At 72.2% G+C, this 18,322-nt stretch carries 15 protein-coding genes and 1 pseudogene; 9 read left to right on the forward strand and 7 right to left on the reverse strand.

From position 1 onward, the window contains the following. Positions 1–21: 21 nt before the first annotated feature. From ACZ6B8_RS34190 to ACZ6B8_RS34205, 4 genes are all read right to left on the reverse strand, one after another. Entirely contained in the window at positions 22–498 is a 477-nt protein-coding gene (locus ACZ6B8_RS34190; protein ID WP_471609680.1) for a hypothetical protein, read from the reverse strand. An 83-nt stretch (positions 499–581) separates the two neighbouring features. Further along, entirely contained in the window at positions 582–1,439 is an 858-nt protein-coding gene (locus tag ACZ6B8_RS34195) for a DUF72 domain-containing protein (protein WP_471609681.1), read from the reverse strand. 22 nt (positions 1,440–1,461) lie between these two features. Beyond that, positions 1,462–2,142 (reverse strand): glycerophosphodiester phosphodiesterase, encoded by a 681-nt coding sequence (locus tag ACZ6B8_RS34200; protein ID WP_471609682.1) that lies wholly within the window; start codon positions 2,140–2,142, stop codon positions 1,462–1,464. Positions 2,143–2,167: 25 nt separating this feature from the next. Further along, complete coding sequence (locus ACZ6B8_RS34205; RefSeq protein ID WP_471609683.1) at positions 2,168–3,229, reverse strand: adenosine deaminase; 1,062 nt, start codon at positions 3,227–3,229, stop codon at positions 2,168–2,170. A gap of 133 nt (positions 3,230–3,362) precedes the next feature. Between ACZ6B8_RS34205 and ACZ6B8_RS34210 the strand changes: the two genes are divergently transcribed. Continuing rightward, positions 3,363–4,112 carry a DUF4190 domain-containing protein gene (locus ACZ6B8_RS34210; protein ID WP_471609684.1) on the forward strand — a complete coding sequence of 250 codons (750 nt, stop codon included), beginning with the start codon at positions 3,363–3,365 and terminating at the stop codon, positions 4,110–4,112. A gap of 26 nt (positions 4,113–4,138) precedes the next feature. On the opposite strand, the gene ACZ6B8_RS34215 is transcribed toward ACZ6B8_RS34210, so the two are convergent. Next, on the reverse strand, positions 4,139–4,699 hold the full coding sequence (locus ACZ6B8_RS34215; RefSeq protein WP_471609685.1) for an NADAR family protein: 561 nt from the start codon (positions 4,697–4,699) through the stop codon (positions 4,139–4,141). Positions 4,700–4,907: 208 nt separating this feature from the next. On the opposite strand from ACZ6B8_RS34215, the gene ACZ6B8_RS34220 reads away from it, so the two are divergent. The 8 genes and pseudogenes from ACZ6B8_RS34220 to ACZ6B8_RS34255 form a co-directional block, all read left to right on the forward strand. Then, positions 4,908–6,410, forward strand: a complete 1,503-nt coding sequence (locus ACZ6B8_RS34220; RefSeq protein WP_471086638.1) for a gamma-aminobutyraldehyde dehydrogenase — start codon at positions 4,908–4,910, stop codon at positions 6,408–6,410. A 69-nt stretch (positions 6,411–6,479) separates the two neighbouring features. After that, positions 6,480–7,730, forward strand: a complete 1,251-nt coding sequence (locus ACZ6B8_RS34225; RefSeq protein ID WP_471609686.1) for a polyamine ABC transporter substrate-binding protein — start codon at positions 6,480–6,482, stop codon at positions 7,728–7,730. A 124-nt stretch (positions 7,731–7,854) separates the two neighbouring features. Next, entirely contained in the window at positions 7,855–9,024 is a 1,170-nt protein-coding gene (locus ACZ6B8_RS34230; protein WP_471609687.1) for an ABC transporter ATP-binding protein, read from the forward strand. Beyond that, positions 9,021–9,956 (forward strand): ABC transporter permease, encoded by a 936-nt coding sequence (locus ACZ6B8_RS34235; RefSeq protein ID WP_355811836.1) that lies wholly within the window; start codon positions 9,021–9,023, stop codon positions 9,954–9,956. Before ACZ6B8_RS34230 ends, ACZ6B8_RS34235 begins: the two co-directional genes overlap by 4 nt. Then, on the forward strand, positions 9,956–10,759 hold the full coding sequence (locus ACZ6B8_RS34240) for an ABC transporter permease (RefSeq protein ID WP_471086648.1): 804 nt from the start codon (positions 9,956–9,958) through the stop codon (positions 10,757–10,759). The genes ACZ6B8_RS34235 and ACZ6B8_RS34240 overlap by 1 nt, the downstream gene beginning before the upstream one ends. Before the next feature lie 21 nt (positions 10,760–10,780). Further along, positions 10,781–12,199 (forward strand): NAD(P)/FAD-dependent oxidoreductase, encoded by a 1,419-nt coding sequence (locus ACZ6B8_RS34245; protein WP_471609688.1) that lies wholly within the window; start codon positions 10,781–10,783, stop codon positions 12,197–12,199. Positions 12,200–12,473: 274 nt separating this feature from the next. Then, positions 12,474–12,989, forward strand: a complete 516-nt coding sequence (locus ACZ6B8_RS34250) for a hypothetical protein (protein WP_471609689.1) — start codon at positions 12,474–12,476, stop codon at positions 12,987–12,989. 235 nt (positions 12,990–13,224) lie between these two features. Then, a pseudogene (locus ACZ6B8_RS34255) lies at positions 13,225–14,229 on the forward strand (chitinase); the annotation flags it as partial. Here the strand turns inward: ACZ6B8_RS34255 and ACZ6B8_RS34260 are convergent. Both ACZ6B8_RS34260 and ACZ6B8_RS34265 read right to left on the reverse strand, forming a co-directional pair. Further along, positions 14,183–14,890 (reverse strand): phosphatase PAP2 family protein, encoded by a 708-nt coding sequence (locus ACZ6B8_RS34260; protein ID WP_471609690.1) that lies wholly within the window; start codon positions 14,888–14,890, stop codon positions 14,183–14,185. The pseudogene ACZ6B8_RS34255 and the gene ACZ6B8_RS34260 overlap by 47 nt on opposite strands. Positions 14,891–15,036: 146 nt before the next feature. Next, positions 15,037–18,234 carry an amidohydrolase family protein gene (locus tag ACZ6B8_RS34265; protein ID WP_471609691.1) on the reverse strand — a complete coding sequence of 1,066 codons (3,198 nt, stop codon included), beginning with the start codon at positions 18,232–18,234 and terminating at the stop codon, positions 15,037–15,039. Positions 18,235–18,322 lie beyond the last annotated feature (88 nt).

The raw sequence follows: 18,322 nt of genomic DNA on the forward strand, positions 1-18,322 counted from the left end.
GCGCCGGTCAGGAGGCGCCGGTCAGGGGCGGTGCCGGCGCAGGGCGCTCCACGCGTCCTGGGCGGCGTACGTGGCGCTGAGCCGCCAGGCGTCCAGCTTGTCCGTCACCATGACGCGCACGTGGCTCCTCTTGAACCACGGAGGCAACGCGCGGAACGGAACGAACGTCAGCGTGTCCCTGATGGCGTCATCGGCGACGCCACCGAGGCCCTCGGCGCGCAGCGCCGCGTACAGCTCGGGCGTCAGTTCGGCGTTGAGGCGGGCCGCGGCGCCTGCCGCGGTGAACGCGAAGCCACGCTGGCCCGGGTCGGGCAGCCGCAGGGCACGGACGATGCGGGGCGAGGCCTCGGCGAGCGGGCAGTTGAAGGCCAGGCCGATGACGGCCGTGCCGAGGTGATGCGCGCCGCGCTCGTACGCGGCGTCCCACTCGGCGGGATCGTCGAGGCGCAGCAGGCTCGCACCGCTCTCCCAGTCGTACGTGGGCTCCCTGCCGGACACGTGATCCCCCCTCTCTTCCCGCTCGTCTCTTCCCGTCTCTTCCGGCGCGGTTGACCGGGAACAAGACCCCAGGCCGCCCCGGCCTACGCCCGTACCCGCCCCCCGACCAGCCCCTTCATCGTCTCCGCCGCCCGCACCGCCGCGTCCCCGCAGCAGTTGTTGAACAGGACGTGGACCTCGTCCGCGCGCTCCGCCATCGCGCGGATGCGGGGGAGCCACTCGGTGAGTTCGGCTTCCGTGTAAGTGTGGCGGAACTTGTCCTCCTTGGAGCCGGTGCCCCACGCCTCGCTGCGGCCGTGGAAACGGATCACCGCGTGGCGCGAGGAGGTGACCGGGGCCGCCGGGGGCATCGAGCGCGCCAGGCCCTGCACCGTGTCGACCGCCACCGCCGACATGTCCGACTCCGTGAGGAGCGCCGTCGTACGGGACCGGTGACGCTCGTGCCACCAGTCCGGGTGGCGGAACTCCACCGCCACCGGCCAGCCCGCCGTGCGCCGCGCGCACTCCTTGAGCGCGCTCTCCGCGCGGGGCCCCGGCGCGAACCACGGCGGGAACTGGAAGAGCAGGGTCCCGAGCCGGTCCGCCGCGCGCAGCGGTTCGACGGCGTCGCGGAAGCGGTGCCAGACGGTGTCGAGGAGTTCGGGGCCCATCGGCAGGCCGCGCAGGTCGGGCGGAAGCGCCGTTTGCCGGGTCGGATGGCCGGTGAGCAGCGAGAACGCCTTCACGTCGAAGCGGAAACCGTCCGGCGTGCGCTCCGCCCACAGCCGGCAGGTGCGGCTCTGCGGGAGCGCGTAGTACGTCGAGTCGGCCTCCACCACCGGGAAGTGGTCGGCGTAGTGCCGCAGTCTGCCCTCCGCGTCCTTGCGCCCCCGCGGATACCAGCCGCCGGCCACCAGCGCGCGGTCCGTCCACGAACAGGTCCCCACCAGAATCTCGCTCATCCGGCCCGGGTACCCCGAAGTCTCAGGGAGTGCGCAGGGCGGCCAGGACGTCGACGCGGTTGGTGGTGACCGAGTCGACGCCCGCGTCGAGCAGGCGCCGCATCGAGCGGCGGGTGTCCGGGGTCCACGCCGAGACGAGCATGCCCTGCCGGTGCACCTGGCGGACCAGGTCGCGGGAGACCAGCGGGAAGCGGTAGTTGAGCCAGCGCGGCTTCACCGCGTCCAGCAGGACGGGGCGGGGCGGCGCGAGGGTCGTCCAGGTCAGCGCGATCTCGGCGGCCGGTTCCGCCTCGCGCACGGCCAGCATCGTCCGTCCGCCCGCGCAGTAGTACACGCGGTCCGCCGCGCCGCTCTCCGCGACGACGCCGACGACCGTGCGGACGTCCTCGTACGTCGCGCCCGGCAGATCGATCATGAGCCGGTGCCCCGCGGTCGCCGCGAGGGCCGCCACCAGGGTCGGCACACCGCCCTCGGTCAGGCCGTCGACCTCGGCGGCGGAGAGCGCGGCGAGCGGCCGCGCGTACCCCCACAGGCGCTCCAGCGTCGCGTCGTGCAGCAGCACGGGCACGCCGTCGCGGGTCAGGCGGACATCGACCTCCACCGCGTCCGCGCCCCGGTCGAGCGCGGAGCGCAGGGAGGGCAGGGTGTTCTCGCGGACGCGATAGGGGTCGCCTCGGTGGGCCACAGCAGTCATGGTGCGCATGGGGCCCATTGTGGTGCCGCTGTTCCTAGCGGGCGAGCCACGCCTGCGTGTACGTGTCGATCTCCCCGGCGATCCTGGCCTTGCCGGCCGGGTCGAGGAAGGACGCCTCGACGGCGTTCTTCGCCAGCTCCGCGATGCCGCGCTCGTCGAGACCGAGGAGGCGGGCGGCGACCGCGTACTCGTTGTTCAGGTCGGTGCCGAACATGGGCGGGTCGTCGGAGTTGACCGTCACGAGCACTCCGGCCTCGGCGAACCGCCGGATCGGGTGCTCGTCGAGGGTGCGCACGGCGCGGGTCGCGATGTTCGAGGTCGGGCACACCTCCAGCGGGATGCGGTGCTCGGCCAGGTGGGCGAGGAGCTTCGGGTCCTGGGCGGACGTGGTGCCGTGCCCGATCCGCTCGGCGCGCAGGTGGGTGAGGGCGTCCCAGACCGTCTCGGGCCCCGTGGTCTCGCCGGCGTGCGGGACGGAGTGCAGGCCCGCCGCGATGGCACGGTCGAAGTACGGCTTGAACTGCGGGCGCGGCACGCCGATCTCGGGCCCGCCGAGCCCGAAGGAGACCAGGCCCTCGGGGCGCAGCGCGTCGGTGGTGGCGAGCCGCACCGTCTCCTCGGCCGATTCGAGCCCGGCCTCGCCGGGGATGTCGAAGCACCAGCGCAGTACGGTGCCGAACTCCGCCTCGGCGGCCTTGCGGGCGTCCTCGATGGCGGCCATGAAGGCGCGGTCGTCGATGCCGCGGCGGACGGAGGAGTACGGGGTGATGGTCAACTCGGCGTAGCGGACGTTCTGCCGCGCCATGTCGCGGGCCACCTCGTAGGTGAGCAGGCGGACGTCGTCCGGGGTACGGATCAGGTCCACGACGGAGAGGTACACCTTGACGAAGTGCGCGAAGTCCGTGAACGAGAAGTAGTCGGCGAGCGCCTCGGGGTCGGTCGGCACCTCGGAGTCGGGGTGCCGGGCGGCGAGCTCGGAGACGATGCGGGGGGAGGCCGATCCCACGTGGTGCACGTGCAGTTCCGCCTTGGGCAGGCCTTCGATGAAGGCGTGCGGGTCTGTGGCGGGCGCGGCTGCGGTCTGCTGGTCGGTCATGGTTTCCTCCCCAGGAACGGGCTTGATCGGCTGATCGATGGGTCGGGATCATCGTAGGCGGCGGGCCGGACGGGGCAGGCAGGGGCCGTAGCATGACGGAGCGTAGGAAAACGGATGAAAGAGGTGACTCGTGATGTCCGCCGGTTCCGAGGGCGACAACGAGGGCGGCGCGGGGGCGCCGGAAGGACGGGATCCGTGGGCGCCGCCGGCTGACGATGCGAAGGCGCCGGGTCGGGGGTCGGGTGCGGCCGGTGGTTCCGCGTCCGTGCACGACCAGTGGACGGTCACGTCGATGCCGGGGGCTTACCCCCCTCCGGTTCAGGGGCCGGGCCCGCACGCGGGGCCTCCCGTCGGCAACCCCTTCGCCACGCCCGGCGAGCCCGTGCCGCCGCCCCCGATCTCGCCGGACGGACCGGGCCGGATGCCGTACGGGTATGAGTACGGGCACGGGTACGGGTATCCGGGGCCGCCCGGCGGCGCTCCGGGGTACGGCTACCCGGGTCAGCAGGGGTACCCCGGCTACCAGGGAGCCCCCGGCGCGCCCGGGTACGGGTGGCCCGCCCTGCCGATGGCGCCCGCGAACGGCATGGGCGTGGCCGGACTCGTCCTGGGGATCATCGCGGCGGTCGGCTTCTGCCTGTGGCCCCTGGCGATCGTCGTCGGCATCCTCGCGGTGATCTTCGGCGCGGTGGGGCGCGCGAAGGCGCGGCGCGGCGAGGCGACGAACGGGGGACAGGCGCTCGCGGGCATCATCTGCGGGGCCGCGGGGATCGTCCTGAGCGTCGCCGTCCTGGTGATCCTTCTGGTGGTGCCGGACGAGGACTCGGACGCGGCGCGCCCCGAGGCCCCGGTCGTCGCCGCCCCGTCTGTCGCGGGGCGCTAGGGTCTTTCGTCTGGATCAGGCTCCGGTCACCCGAGCCGCCCCCGCGCCTCCATCAGCGCGAAGCCGAGCAGGTTCGGCCCGAGCCAGCGGGCCGGGTCCGGTATCCGTGGGTCGTCCGCCGCCAGGCCCACGCCCCAGACGCGGTCGAGGGGGCTCGCCTCGACCAGGACGCGGCTCCCCGTCCCCCGCAGGAACGCACCGAGCGCCGGGTCCGACGTGAACTTGTGGACGCTGCCCTCGACCACGATCCCGTACCGCTCACGCGCCCAGGTCGCCTCGTCGAAGTCCCGCACCAGCCGCCCCGCCTTCTTCGCCTCCGCGGGGGTGCGGGCCGCGCGCGCCGCGCGCTCCGCGTCCGCGTCGCCGAAGAGGCGGGCCTTGGCGGCCATCATCCAGTGCTCGGCCGTCGCGTACGCCACGCCGTCCACCGTGAACGGCGCCGGCCACCACTGGCTGAGACAGCTCGCGCCCAGGGTGCCGTCTCGACGCGGGGTGTGGCCCCAGAAGTGCAGGTACTTCACCTTCTCGCCGGCGCGCACCGCCTGGACCAGCGCCTCCTTCGAACGGATCGCGTCGGTCTTCGTCATGCACGCGAGTCTGGCACGCACCACGGACACTCCGTCCTGGGTTTTCCGGGATGACTCGACACCTGGTCCGACAGAATTCGTCGCGTAACCAAAAGGCAACAACGGAATCACTTGTTGGGCTATCACGGCTCTGTCAGGATCGGCACTCAAATCGATCTGGAGCTACGCCGACCCCCGCGGGACGGGGAGGGCGGCGGAGGAGAGCGTCATGCACAACTTCCAGGCGCAGGACCACTTCGCGGACGGCGCGCAGTACATCGCCGGGCGGCTGACCAAGGGAACCTCGGGTCGTACCCATGCCGTCGTCGACCCCGCCACCGGCGACGAGGTCCTCTCGTACGAGCTCGCCGGGAGAGACGACGTGGACGCCGCCGTCGCCGCGGCCGCCGAGGCCTTCCCCGGCTGGGCGGGCGCCACCCCGGGCGAGCGCTCCGACGCCCTGCACCGCTTCGCGGGCGTGCTCGCCGACCGCGCCGAGGAGTTCGCGCAGGCCGAATCGGTGCAGTGCGGCAAGCCGATCAAGCTGAGCCGTGAGTTCGACGTCCCCGGGACGGTCGACAACGCCGCCTTCTTCGCGGGCGCGGCCCGCCATCTCCAGGGCCAGTCGGCCGGCGAGTACACCGGCGACCACACCTCCTACGTGCGCCGCGAGCCCATCGGCGTCGTCGGCTCCATCGCGCCCTGGAACTACCCGCTCCAGATGGCCGCCTGGAAGGTCCTGCCGGCCATCGCCGCGGGCAACACCATCGTCCTGAAGCCCGCCGAGCTCACCCCCTTCACCTCGCTCCTCTTCGCGCAGGCCGCGACCGAGGCCGGCATCCCCGACGGTGTCCTCAACATCGTCTCGGGCGCGGGCAAGGACGCCGGGGAGCACCTCGTGGGCCACCCCGACGTCGCCATGACCTCCTTCACCGGCTCCACCGGCGTCGGCAAGCGCGTCGCCGAGATCGCCACCGCCACCGTCAAGCGGCTGCACCTGGAGCTCGGCGGCAAGGCGCCCTTCGTGGTGTTCGACGACGCCGACCTGGAGGCCGCCGTGCACGGCGCCGTCGCCGGCGCGCTCATCAACTCCGGGCAGGACTGCACGGCCGCCACGCGCGCGTACGTGCAGCGTCCGCTGTACGACGCCTTCGTGCAGGGCGTCGCCGACCTCATGGAGACCGTGCGGCTCGGCGACCCGTTCGACCCGGGCACCGACATGGGGCCGCTCATCTCGCACACGCACCGCGACCGCGTCGCCGGGTTCGTCGACCGGGCCCGCTCCTACGCGCGCGTGGTGACCGGCGGCGAGGCGCTCACGCACCCCGGCGCGTACTACAAGCCCACCCTCATCGCCGACGCCGCGCAGGACAGCGAGATCGTGCAGTCCGAGATCTTCGGACCGGTGCTCGTGGTGCTGCCCTTCGACTCCGACGACGAGGGCATCCGGCTCGCCAACGACACCCCGTACGGCCTCGCCGCCTCCGCCTGGAGCCGGGACGTCTTCCGCGCCAACCGTGCCACCCGCGAGATCAAGGCCGGCTGCGTCTGGGTCAACGACCACATCCCGATCCTCAGCGAGATGCCGCACGGCGGTTACAAGGCGTCCGGTTACGGCAAGGACATGTCGGCGTACTCGTTTGAGGAGTACACGCAGGTCAAGCACGTCATGTTCGACAACACCGCGGTGGTCCGCAAGGACTGGCACCGCACGATCTTCGGGGACCGGTAGTCAGGCAGCCACGTCGACCCAGGCCGCGTGACCGGCGGCCGCCTCCTTCCCGAAAGGGCAACCACGCGCATGGAGCAGTACGAGCCCGAACGCCTCTCCCCGGCCCAGCGGGCCGCCATGCACCGCAGCCTCACCAGCGGCAGGGCGGCCCTCACCCGCCGCTCCCTGCTGCGCGCCTCCACGGGCGGCGCGCTCGCCGTCGGCGGACTCGGGGCGCTGAGCGCCTGCGGGATCCCCGCGGCGGGCAAGAGCCAGGGCGAGGTGTCGTCCGAGGACCACTCGGCCCGGGAGAAGCGGATCGCGTTCTCCAACTGGACCGAGTACATGGACGTCGACGAGAAGGACAAGAACCGGCGGCCCACCCTGGCGGCGTTCACCGAGCGCACCGGGATCGACGTCAAGTACACCGAGGACATCAACGACAACGTCGAGTTCTTCGGGAAGCTGAAGCCGCAGCTCGCGGCGGGCCAGGACACCGGGCGCGACCTCATCTGCGTCACCGACTGGCTGGCGGCCCGGCTGATCCGCCTCGGCTGGGTCCAGAAGCTGGACCCGGCCAACCTGCCGCACGCGTACAGCAACCTCTCCGCCCAGTTCCGCGACCCCGACTGGGACCCAGGACGCGCCTACTCCTACCCCTGGACGGGCATCTCCACGGTCATCGCGTACAACAAGAAGGCGACCGGCGGGAAGAAGATCACCTCGGTCTCCCAACTGCTCGACGACCCGAAGCTGAAAGGGCGCGTGGGGTTCCTCTCGGAGATGCGCGACAGCGTCGGCATGACCCTCATCGACATGGGCAAGGATCCCGCGGACTTCACCGACGACGACTTCGACGCGGCCATCGCCCGCCTCCAGAAGGCCGTCGACAAGAAGCAGATCCGCCGTTTCACCGGCAACGACTACACCTCCGACCTCGCCAAGGGCGACATGGCCGCCTGCCTCGGCTGGGCCGGTGACATCGTGCAACTGCAGGCCGACAACCCCGACATCGGCTTCCACATCCCCGACCGGGGCTACGTCACGTCCACCGACAACCTGCTGGTCCCCGTCAAGGCGCGCCACAAGCGCAACGCCGAACGGCTCATCGACTACTACTACGAGCCCGAACCGGCGGCCCGCCTCGCGGCCTACATCAACTACGTCTGCCCGGTGGACGGGGTGCGCGACGCGCTCGCGAAGATCGACCCGGACGCCGCCGCGAACCCGCTGATCCTCCCCGACAAGGAGATGAAGGAGAAGTCCCGTGCCTTCCGCTCGCTGACGTCGAAGGAAGAGACCGCCTATGAAGAGAAGTTCGCGAAGCTGACGGGAACGTAGGCGGCTGCGCTGAGGTCGGCTTCGTCTGCGGGCCCGTCGTGGCTTGTCGCGCAGTTCTCCGCGCCCCTTGTGCGCCCCTTGCGGGGCAGCCCTCCCTCTCCCCTCGACTCTCCCTGGACCCACCATGACCACTGCTCAAGAACACGGCGGCGATGTCCGCCTCAACGGGATCAGCAAGACGTACGGCTCCTTCACCGCCGTGCAGCCGCTCGACCTCACCGTGCCGCAGGGCTCCTTCTTCGCGCTGCTCGGCGCCTCCGGCTGCGGCAAGACCACCACCCTCCGCATGATCGCGGGCCTGGAGGAGCCCAGCTCCGGGACGGTCCACCTCGGTGACCAGGACGTCACGGCGCTGCCGCCGTACAAGCGGCCGGTGAACACCGTCTTCCAGTCCTACGCGCTCTTCCCGCACCTCGACATCTTCGAGAACGTCGCCTTCGGCCTGCGCCGGCGCGGCATCAAGTCGGTCAAGGGCAAGGTCGGCGAGATGCTCGACCTCGTCCAGCTCGGCGAGCAGGCCCGCAAGAAGCCGCACCAGCTCTCCGGCGGTCAGCAGCAGCGCGTCGCCGTCGCCCGCGCGCTCATCAACCACCCCAAGGTGCTCCTCCTCGACGAGCCGCTGGGCGCCCTCGACCTGAAGCTGCGCCGCCAGATGCAGCTGGAGCTCAAGCGCATCCAGACCGAGGTCGGCATCACCTTCGTGCACGTCACGCACGACCAGGAGGAGGCCATGACGATGGCCGACACCGTGGCCGTGATGAACGGCGGCCGGGTCGAACAGCTCGGTGCCCCCGCCGACCTGTACGAGAACCCGCGCACCACCTTCGTCGCCAACTTCCTCGGCACCTCCAACTTCATCGAGGCGGAGGTGCAGGGCGGCGCCGCGGCGAGCGGAGACGACCTCGTCGTCAAGGCGGGCGACTGCAAGCTGACGCTGCCCGCCGCCCGATGTACCGGCCCCACCACCACCGGCGCGAAGGTCCTCGTCGGCATCCGCCCGGAGAAGATCTCCCTCACCCACGCCGACGACGCCGGGCAGATCCCCGACGGCCGCAACCGCATCACCGGCCGCATCGCCGACTCCAGCTTCATCGGCGTCTCCACCCAGTACGTCGTCCGCAGCCCGCTCTGCCCCTCCTTCGAGGTGTACGCGCAGAACGTCGAGCGTGACGGCCGGCTCACCCCCGGCGCCGAGGTCGTCCTGCACTGGAACCCCGCGCACACCTTCGGCCTGGACGCCGCCCAGGACGTCCAGGCGGGCGTCGAGAAGGTCGAGGAGGACACCTCCGCATGACCACCGTGACCGACGCACCACCGCCGACGGCGCCCGCTCCACAGGAGCCACCCGCACGCAAGCCCCGCAAGCGCGGCCGCCTCGTCCCCTACTGGCTGCTGCTCCCCGGCATCCTCTGGCTGATCGTCTTCTTCGCGCTGCCGCTGGTCTACCAGGCGTCGACCTCCGTGCAGACCGGCTCGCTCGAAGAGGGCTTCAAGGTCACCTGGCACTTCGCCACCTACTGGGACGCCCTCACCGACTACTGGCCGCAGTTCCTGCGCTCGGTGCTCTACGCGGGCGCCGCCACGGTCCTGTGCCTGCTGCTCGGCTATCCGCTCGCCTACCTCATCGCGTTCCGCGCGGGCCGCTGGCGCAACATCATCCTCGTCCTGGTCATCGCGCCGTTCTTCACCAGCTTCCTCATCCGCACGCTGGCCTGGAAGACGATCCTCGCCGACGGCGGCCCGGTGGTGGGCGCCCTCAACTCGCTGCACGTCCTGGACGTCACCAGCTGGCTGGGCGTCACGGCCGGCGACCGGGTCCTCGCCACACCGCTCGCGGTGATCTGCGGCCTCACGTACAACTTCCTGCCGTTCATGATCCTGCCGCTCTACACCTCGCTGGAGCGCATCGACGGGCGGCTGCACGAGGCCGCGGGCGACCTGTACGCCACGCCCGCCACGACCTTCCGCAAGGTGACCTTCCCGCTCTCCATGCCGGGCGTCGTCTCCGGGACGCTGCTCACCTTCATCCCGGCGGCGGGCGACTACGTGAACGCCGACCTCCTCGGGTCCACCGACACACGCATGGTCGGCAACGTCATCCAGACGCAGTTCCTGCGCATCCTGGACTATCCGACGGCCGCCGCGCTCTCCTTCATCCTCATGGCCGCCATCCTCTTCATGGTGACCTTCTACATCCGCAAGTCCGGGACGGAGGATCTCGTCTGATGGCCGCCTTCTTCCGCTGGCTGCGACGCAATGCCGTCGTCATGGCGGGCCTGTTGACGCTCGCTTATCTGCTGCTTCCCAATGTCGTCGTGACGGTGTTCTCCTTCAACAAGCCGAAGGGGCGCTTCAATTACTCCTGGCAGGAATTCTCGCTCGACGCCTGGAAGAATCCGTGCGGTGTCGCCGACATGTGCGGCTCGCTCTCGCTGAGCCTGCAGATCGCCACCTGGGCGACGATCGGCGCGACCGTGCTCGGCACGATGATCGCCTTCGCCCTCGTGCGCTACCGCTTCCGGGCGCGCGGCACGGTGAACTCCCTGATCTTCCTGCCGATGGCGATGCCCGAGGTCGTGATGGCCGCCTCGCTGCTCACGCTCTTCCTCAACATGGGCGCCCAGCTGGGCTTCTGGACGGTCCTCATCGCCCACATCATGTTCTGCCTCAGCTTCGTGGTGACCGCCGTCAAGGCGCGCGTCATGTCGATGGACCCCCGCCTGGAACAGGCCGCGCAGGACCTCTACGCCGGTCCCGTGCAGACGTTCCTCAGGGTCACGCTGCCGATCGCCGCGCCCGGCATCGCGGCGGGCGCGCTGCTCGCCTTCGCGCTCTCCTTCGACGACTTCATCATCACGAATTTCAACGCGGGCTCGACTGTGACGTTCCCCATGTTCGTCTGGGGATCAGCGCAGCGGGGCACGCCCGTTCAGATCAATGTGATCGGTACGGCGATGTTCCTCGTCGCCGTCCTGCTCGTCCTCTCCGGAATGCTCATCGGCAAACGCCGCAACAAGCAGTCCCGGTAACACCCTGAAGGAGTGGAAATCATGGCCCCTGGTGCCATGACCCGTTTCACCGAGTCCCTTTCCGACGCCAAGCCGGTGTCCTTCTGGCTCGACGACCCCGGCCGGCCGGCCCCCGAGCCCGCCCTCACCGGCGACGAGCGGTGCGACCTGCTCGTCGTCGGCGGCGGGTACAGCGGCCTGTGGACCGCGCTCATCGCCAAGGAGCGCGACCCGCACCGCGACGTCGTCCTCGTCGAGGGCAAAGAGGCCGGCTGGGCCGCCTCCGGCCGCAACGGCGGCTTCTGCGCCGCCTCCCTCACCCACGGCATCGGCAACGGCCTGTCCCGCTGGCCCGGCGAGATCGCGAAGCTGGAGGAGCTCGGCGCCCGCAACCTCGACGCGATCGAGGCGGCCGTCAAGCAATACGCGATCGACTGCGACTTCGAGCGCACCGGCGAGATCGACGTCGCCACCGAGCCGCACCAGCTGGCCGAACTCCACGAGATGTACGCGGAGATGGCCGAGCACGGCCTGGCGGACGGCTCCGAGCTGCTCGACGCGGACGCGCTGCGCGAGCACGTCGACTCGCCGACGTTCCTCGGCGGCCTCTGGGACCGCGACGGCGTCGCCATGCTCAACCCGGCGAAGCTGGCGTGGGGCCTGAAGCGGGCCTGTCTGGCACAGGGGGTGCGCGTGTACGAGCACACGCCCGCCCTCGAACTGGCCTCCTCCGGCGCCGGGATGGCGGTCCGCACCCCCTACGGACGGGTCTTCGCCCGCCAGGTCGTGCTCGCCACGAACATCTTCCCCTCGCTGGTCAAGCGGCTGCGCCCGTACACCGTCCCGGTCTACGACTACGCGCTGATGACCGAGCCGCTGACCGACGAGCAGCTGGCGGCCGTCGGCTGGAAGAACCGCCAGGGCCTCGGCGACAGCGCGAACCAGTTCCACTACTTCCGGCTCTCCGCCGACAACCGCATCCTGTGGGGCGGTTACGACGCGATCTATCCGTTCGGCGGGAAGGTGCGGGCGGAGTACGACGACCGGCCCGAGACCTACGCGAAGCTGGCCGGGCACTTCTTCACCTGCTTCCCGCAGCTGGAGGGGGTGCGCTTCACGCACGCGTGGGGCGGCGCGATCGACACGTGCTCGCGCTTCTCGGCGTTCTTCGGCACGGCCCGCCAGGGCCGCGTCGCCTACGCCGCCGGGTACACGGGCCTCGGCGTCGGGGCCACCCGGTTCGGCGCCGACGTCATGCTGGACCTGCTCTCCGGCGAGCGCACGGAGCGCACGGAGCTGGAGATGGTCCGCACGAAGCCGCTGCCGTTCCCGCCCGAGCCCTTCGCGTGGACCGGCGTCGCCCTGACCAAGTGGTCCCTCGCCCGGTCCGACGCCAACGGCGGCAAGCGCAACCTCTGGCTCAAGACGATGGACAAGCTGGGCCTCGGCTTCGACAGCTGAGTGCCGTCGGCCGAGCGCCGACGGCCCGAGGGGTGGCGTGGCCGAAGGGCCACTGAGCGGGGTGTGATCGACCGGCGCACGCCCCGCCCGCCTCTCGTGCCCCGTTTCACTACCAACTGGTAGCCCGAACCCGCGTAATGCCCGGCCCCGGAACCTCTCTCCCTTGTGACGCGCGCTGTTGCGCACCGTTGCCGCGAAGGAGAGAGGTTCTGTCATGACTGGCTCGGGTGGCTCGAGTGGGTTCGGTGGCTCAGGTGGGGCCGGTGGCCCCGGGATGAAGGCGGCCCTCGAATGGCTCGTGTCGGTGGCGCCGGACCCGGAGGCCTGCCGCTGGGAGTGGGAGCGCCATCCCCTCGGGGTCGCGCTGCTGCCGGCCGGACGGCGCTGGGACGTGCTGATCCTGCCCGGCGGCCTCGGCTACGCCACGCTCGACGTGCTGACCCGCTGCGTGGACCGGCCCGGCCCTGTCCTCGTGGGCCCCGGTGACGAACGCCTGGGCTTCTTCGTGCCGCCGGGCACCGCGTCCCGCTGGCTGGCCACGGGCGTACGGGGCGCCGGCGACGGCACCTGGATCGTCGTGCCCTATCCCGGGCGGGCCGCGGGGGGCGTGCGCTGGCTGGTCCTGCCCGACGGCTCCGGCACGCTCACGGATCCGGCGCTGCTCGAACGCGCGATGCACGAGGCGGCCGCGCGGCTGGCGCGCGAAGGCAGGCAGGGCTGGGAGGGCAGGGAGGCCCGGGAGGGCAGGACGGGCCGAGGGGGCCGGGAGGACGGGGAGAACGACGAGTGAGGCGTCGGACATCTTGACAACTCGATTGGTCTGGACCAAGTTGAGCGCGATCCGCCCTCCAATCCCCCCATGCCCGGAGGCAGTTGTGGACCGCACCTCGTTGCCCCCCACCCGCCGAGCAAGCCGCATCGGACGCCTCGCCGCGGTAGCCGTCGCGGCCTGCGCGCTCACCGCGTCCGGCCTGCTCTCCACCCGCGCGACGGCCGCCCCCGAACAGCCCGCCGCCCCCGCCGGCCACGCCCTGGTCGGCTATCTGCACACCAGCTTCGCCAACGGCTCCGGCTACACCCGCCTCGCCGACACCCCCGACAGCTGGGACATCATCGACCTCGCCTTCGGCGAGCCGACCTCCGCGACCTCGGGGGACATCCGCTTCGCCCTCTGTCCCGCGTCCGAGTGCCCGAACGTCGAGACCGAGGCGGAGTTCAAGGCCGCGGTCAAGGCCAAGCAGGCGGCGGGCAAGAAGGTGCTGATCTCCATCGGCGGCCAGAACGGCCAGGTGCGGCTCGCCACGACGCAGGCCCGCGACACCTTCGTCTCGTCCGTCTCCGCGATCATCGACCGGTACGGACTCGACGGCCTGGACATCGACTTCGAGGGCCACTCGCTCTCCCTGAACGCCGACGACACGGACTTCAAGCACCCGAAGACCCCGGCGATCGTCAACCTCATCTCCGCGGTGAAGACCCTCAAGGCGAAGTACGGCTCCGGCTTCACGCTCACCATGGCGCCCGAGACGTTCTTCGTGCAGCTCGGGTACCAGTTCTACGGCACCGGGAAGTGGGGCGGCCAGGACCCGCGGGCGGGCGCGTACCTCCCGGTCATCCACGCCCTGCGCGACGACCTCACGCTGCTGCACGTCCAGGACTACAACTCCGGCCCCATCATGGGCCTGGACGGCCAGTACCACTCCATGGGCGGCGCGGACTTCCACATCGCCATGACCGACATGCTGCTCACCGGATTCCCGGTGGCGGGCGACAAGAACAACGTCTTCCCGCCCCTGCCGCCGCAGAAGGTCGCCATCGGCATGCCCGCCTCGGTCAACGCGGGCAACGGCCACGTCTCCACGGCGGAGGTCGACAAGGCCCTGGACTGCCTGACCAAGGGCGCCTCCTGCGGCGCGTACCGCACCCACGGCACCTGGCCGGACCTGCGCGGCCTGATGACCTGGTCGATCAACTGGGACCGTTTCAACGGCTGGGAGTTCTCGAAGAACTTCGACGCGTACTTCGGCTGATCACCAGCAGCATGACCTGGAGCAGCGCCACGGAGAGGAACCAACTGGCCGCGACGTCCAGCGGCCAGTGGTACCCCCGGCGCACCAGGCCGAAGCCGACCGCGACGTTCAGCAGACAGCAGCCGATGAGCAGTTCGCGGCGGCCGTACGCGCCGCGGAGCAGCGGCAGCAGGAGCAGGGCCGCCGCACCGTAGGCGACGGAGGCCGTCGCCGTGTGCCCCGAGGGGAAGTAGCCGTCGCCCGCCATGCCGGGCGGTCCCGTGCGGGCGACCACCACCTTCAGCGGGACCACGAACAACGGCACCGCGGCCATGGCGGCGAGCGCGGCCGTCGCGGGCAGCCACCAGCGGTACGCGCCGCCGCGCCGCGCGCGCCACGCGGTGTACGCGGCGACGGCGGCCAGGACCGGCACCGCCACCATGGCGTTGCCGAGATCGGCGAGGAGCTCCGCGGCGCGGTCCGGGAGCCGGCTGGCGCCGAGGGCGCGCCCGGCGCGTTCGTCGGCGCGGAGCAGCGGCCCGCCGACGACGACCTGCCAGGTGAGCAGCGCGAAGGCGAGGGCGCAGAGGGAGACGACCAGGGCAGGGCGGCGCGGCGCGGGCGGCCGGCCCTCCGGCGGGGCGGGTACGCCCCGGGAGGCGGGGGACGGGGATGCGGACATGGCCCCCAGCCTTCCAGGGATGATCGCCCGGGGGTGCGCGCGGGACGGGGCGGCGCGCGGCGCCGCACGGCGGCGACCTCCGCCCGACCGCGTGCCCAGCCCCGGCGCCCGGTCTCAGTGGCCGTGCCCCGCCCCGGGGTGGGGACTCAGTGCCCGTGCTCGCAGCACCGGTTCCGCAGCTTCTCGCCCGTGCGCGCCCAGTGCTTCCGGTCGCGCGCCGCGACCGCCACCGCCGGAACCGCGGAGACGAGGTCCCGCACCCGGTACGGAACGCCGCCCCGCATGACCGACACCGTCCGCACCAGCGTGTCGAAGTCGGTGAAGGGGTCCCCGTCGACGACCGCCAGGTCGGCGAGCTTGCCCACCTCCAGCGTGCCGAGGTCGCGGTCCAGACCGAAGATCCGCGCGGGGGCGAGGGTCGCCGTGCGCAGCGTCTCGGCCGTCGACAGGCCGCCGCGCCGCAGGGCGCGCAGGGCGAGGTGGACGCCCAGGCCGGTGGGGATGCCCGGCGAGTCCGTGCCGACGGCGAGCAGCCCGCCGGCCGCCGCGATGCGGCGGTAGATGTCGATCTCCCGGTTCAGGGTGGCCAGTTGGGCGTCGGTGGGCGGCCGCGCCGCCAGGTCCCGCACCTGGAAGGTCTCCCAGGGCGGCATCAGCCGGGTGACCCGCTCGTCGTCGGCGAGGGCGGGCGCCGCGCCGATCAGCGGAGCGGCCGAGAAGGGCGTGGCGATCAGATGGAAGTCGCCGGTGGCGGTGTAGATCTCCGTGACGTCCTGGTAGGCGAACTCGCCGATGGAGGTCGCGTGGCCGAACTCGGCGCGCTGCGTGGCCTGCAGATGGGTCGTCAGGTCCTGGCCGAGCTGGATGCCGGGCGAGAGGTTGTGGCTGCCGCAGCGCACGCCCATCTCCTCGTGGGCGAAGCGCGCGGCCTCCTCCATCACCCAGGCCGGGGCCCGCACATAGGTCTTGACGAAGTCCCAGTCGAGGGCCTTGCCGCGGGAGAGGGTCCGGCGCAGGCCCTCCCGGGTGGCGTGCACGCGGTTGTCCCAGGCGATGCGGCTCCCGTCGAGCACCTCGCTCGCGGTGACGAGCCGGGGCCCGGCCATCTCACCGGAGGCGACGGCCTCGCGCAGCCGGGCGCCCTCGTAACCGGCGCCGCCCATCGACATCGCGCTGGTCACGCCGTAGGACAGGAACAGGGCGGCCTGCCTGCCGCCGTACAGACCGGGCTGCGGATGCATGTGCGCGTCCCACAGGCCGGGGAGCACGGTCTGCTCCGAGGCGTCGACGCGGCGGGCCGCGCCGCGTCCCGGCCGGTGCGGGCCGACGGCGGCGACGCGGCCGCCGCGCAGGGTGATGTCGACGTTCTCGCGCACGGAGTCGTCGCCGCCGCTGCCGTCCCAGAAGCGGCCGGCGTGGATGACGGTGTCCGCGGGCGCGGGGGGCCGGTGGTCGAGCGGCACCCTGACCGTGCGGACGCTCCCGTCGGCGACGGTGCGCAGCCGCAGCCGGCCCGCCGAGAGGTAGAGGACGTGGCGGCCGTCGCCCGACCAGGTGGGGTGGTCGGCGGCCTCGGCGGGGAAGGTGCGGGGCTCGCCGTCGGGCGTGCCGTCGGCGCGCACCGGCAGCAGCCACAGCGCGGACTCGACGACGACGGCCATGTGCCGGCCGTCGGGCGACCAGACCGGGCCGTTGCTGTTGCGGTCGGAGATGGAGGCGTGCGGCGCCACCGCGTGGGTGGTGGCGGAGCCGTCGGCGGTGTCGATCACCCGGATGAGGTTGTGGCCCTCGCGGAAGCGCTGGTTGATCCGGTTGCGGAAGCTGACCGCCACGTACCGGCCGTCCGGCGACCAGCTGGGCCGGCCGGACAGCTCGCCGCCGGGCGGGCTGGTGGCCAGCACCTTCTCCTCGCCGCTCCGCAGGTCCCGGATCAGCAGGTTGGTGGCGAGGTCGAAGCAGGCGAGGCGGTGGCCGTCGGGGGAGAGGGCCGCCTGGATGCGCCCGCCGGGGGCGATCACCGTCTCCTTGCCGTCCGCGAGCTCCCGGCGGCGGACGGCGGGCATGCCGTCGCGGTCGTCGGAGTACAGCAGCGCCGTGCCGTCGGGCGTCCACGCGGCCGCGTAGAGGTACCCGGTCGCCTTGGCCCGGGTGACCCGGCGCGGCGCCCGGCCGCCCGAGATCTCGCCGACCCAGAGGGAGTTGAGGGCGGTGAAGGCCACCTGTCTGCCGTCGGGGGAGAGCACCGGCAGGTCGTAGGCGCGCACGGGCCGGCGGGCGGCGCCGTCCAGGTCGAAGGACTTCAGCCGGTAACCCGGGCGGTCGACGGGCAGGGGCGCGGTGAAGGGGATCTTCTCGCGGTCTCCCGGGTCCGCGGGGCGTACGACGGTGAAGTGGCCGTCCACCGTCAGGAGCAGCTCCTTGGCGGAGATCCAGCGGGGCGGCGCGGCCTCGATGTCACCGCCCACCGCCACCGGCTCACCGGCCACGACGAGGGCGCAGCCGGCGTTCGGCGCGGGCGTCGACCGCAGATAGGCGAGCGTGCCGTCCGGGGAGAGCGCGGGCGCGAACAGCTGGGCGGTGCCGGTGTCGGTGTGCTGCACGGTGACGGGGCCGCTGCCGTCGGCGGCCACGGAGGCGATCGTACGGGCGTCGAGCGCGCCTCCTTCGAGCGCGGCCCGGACGAACAGCACCCGCCTGCCGTCCGGCGACCAGGTGGGGTCGAAGTCCTCCCACGCGCCGTCCTGCGCGGGCCCCTCCTGGTCCGGCAGGCCGGTCAGCCGGGTCAGCTCGCCGGTGGCCAGCTCCAGCGTCCAGATGCGGAAGGGGGCGCCCGTCACCGGGTCGCCGCCGCGCTCGGAGGCGAACGCGATCCGCTTGCCGTCGGGCGACCAGGCGGGGCCGCGGGCGTCCCACGGGCCTTCGGTGCGCTGGGTCAGCTCGGAACCGTCCGGCTTCAGCGTCCAGATGTGGAAGGTGCCGGTACGGAACGCGCAGACGGCGATCAGCCGGCCGTCCGGGGAGTGCACCGGACGCGACGGCTCCAGGTCCGCCGGGGTGATCGGCGCGGCCTCGCCCCCGGCGCGCGGCAGGGACCACAGCACGCCCTGCACCTCGGCGATCAGCCGGTCACCGGCCAGTGAGGCGGCGCCGTTGGTGGTCGCGGTGAAGCGCAGGGCGGCGCCGGCCGCTCTGGTGCCGGTCGCTCTCGTGCCGGCCAAGGCGGGGCCGGTGGCGGGCGCCGCGTGGGCGACGGTGGTCCCGGTGAGCGCGCCCGTCGTGGCCGCGGCGCCGGCCGCCGACGTCGTCTGCAGGAACCTGCGGCGTGACATGTGCGGAATGGACATCTGACTTCCCCCGTCAGCGAGTTGGGAGGGCCGCCGTGCGGGGCGGCCTCGCCCCGGGATCTTCGTGCAGGCGCCGGGCGGCGCGGGG

The sequence above is a fragment of the Streptomyces sp. NPDC041122 genome, assembly GCF_055592445.1.